This is a genomic window from Mesorhizobium sp. M7A.F.Ca.MR.148.00.0.0 (genome assembly GCF_003997735.1).
Lineage (GTDB): Bacteria > Pseudomonadota > Alphaproteobacteria > Rhizobiales > Rhizobiaceae > Mesorhizobium.
On record NZ_RZTB01000220.1, the window covers coordinates 1 to 1,672 of the forward strand.

2 protein-coding genes are annotated in these 1,672 nt (G+C 49.4%); both read left to right on the plus strand.

Annotated features, from left to right (window positions below; all coding sequences use genetic code 11):
* Window positions 1-287: 287 nt before the first annotated feature.
* The gene (locus EOB49_RS33095) at window positions 288-1,082 is read left to right on the plus strand and encodes a class I SAM-dependent methyltransferase (protein WP_164781903.1); all 795 of its coding nucleotides are present in this window, start codon (window positions 288-290) and stop codon (window positions 1,080-1,082) included.
* A 376-nt stretch (window positions 1,083-1,458) separates the two neighbouring features.
* Window positions 1,459-1,672, plus strand: a 214-nt coding sequence (locus EOB49_RS37075; RefSeq protein WP_206526179.1) for a polysaccharide pyruvyl transferase family protein, incomplete at its 3' end; no start/stop codon positions are given.

The following is a 1,672-nucleotide window of genomic DNA, read 5'->3' on the forward strand; positions in this document are numbered from 1 at the left end:
CACGAAGATCCTTCGCGACCATTCAACTTACCAAGTGCCATTCCCGGCCCCCGCCGTGGTGTATCGCATACTGCGGGGGCGAGGGCATAGCCAGAGGTTTTTTGTGCGAACTAGACCCTACTATGGATTTGGCCATTCCTACGGATGGTCCATCGGAACTTCTTGGGTCGCCAAAAAGATTGATGTAAGGGAGTCGGATGCGCAGAGCCGAGATTGCCCAGAAATTCCCGTTCCTTCAGCGACCAGTGGACTTGGTTAGAGAACTTGCAGGCAGGAGCCAAAAAAGCGTGATCAAAACAAATGATGATGAGACGATAGAGTTTTGGTCAAAACGCTCGCAAGACGAGCTTGCTCGGGTAGCGGCGGCTTTGCATCGCGATCGTCGACAGGCCGAAGATAAAGCCGGACTTCATGAGGTCATCGGCGCAAGAGCCGTGGTTTCAAATGCCTTTATTGAAGGAGTCGGCATTGAGGTCGGGGCAGGCAATAGGCCGTTTCCAGTTCCGTCTATGGCCACTGTGATCTACGGCGATATCCGCGACAACGAGACCTTGAAGACTCACTTTGCCGACCCAAATATCACCCAAGGCGGATTTATCGATGCGGAGACTTTTGCTGGGACAAAGCTCGAAAGCCTCGACTTCATCATCTCAGCCCATGTTATCGAGCACCTGGCAAATCCATTCGGCTCAATTAGGGAGGGTCTGGCACGTCTCAAATCCGGCGGGGTTTATGTTTTCGCCGTACCAGACATGAGATTCACTACTGACCGCAACCGCCCGCTGACTACGTTTGAGCATTTAATGGGGGACCTCGAAACAGGCGGAGGTCCAACTCTTCTTGACTCTTACATAGAACACTGTCGCTTCGTTCACCCTTTATCGCAGCCAAAATTTTCGGAGGACCAGTTAGTAGCTGCGGCAGAACATGGGCTAAAACACCGGATAGACATCCACGTTCATGCATGGACAAAGGAAGCATTTTCAGATCATCTCAGCCGCCTGCAGAAGCTATTTGGATTTACCAAACACTTCGAATCGTCGATCCAAAATGAATCTCTATTCGTCATTAAAAAAAATTAGTAGTCAACTATAGATCAATTTCACGAGAAAGAGATAACCTTAACGTATGGTACCTCTACACTACTTCCTTAGAATAAACAACGTTGGGGACAAATTTTCCCCCGAAATAGTCCGCGCTGTGTCGGGAAAAGAAACAAAATGGACTTCTAATTTAAGCTCCAATCACTTGCTCGGTGCCGGAAGTATTCTTGCAAGCGCCACCGAACATTCATACGTTTGGGGTAGCGGAATCATGAATCCTAGATTGGGGATAGGAAATCCAGCACCATCTCGGGTTTTGGCTTTGCGTGGGAAACTTTCCTATACCGAATTATCACGAGCCCTGCGGAGCAGATTATCCGACATTCCGCTCGGAGACCCAGGTTTCCTGTCTAACATGTTGGTGGACAAACCACAGTTGGGAGATCGATTTGATCTGGCCATCATTCCTCACTACGTGGATCAAACAAACCCGTACGTACAGAGCCTGTCTGCATTGGATGGCGTAAGAGTTCTAGATGTACACCAAGAGCCAAAAGCATTCATTTCGGCGCTTGCGCAGTGCCAGTACGCGATCAGTTCTTCGCTCCATGGCTTGATCTTCTCCGAAT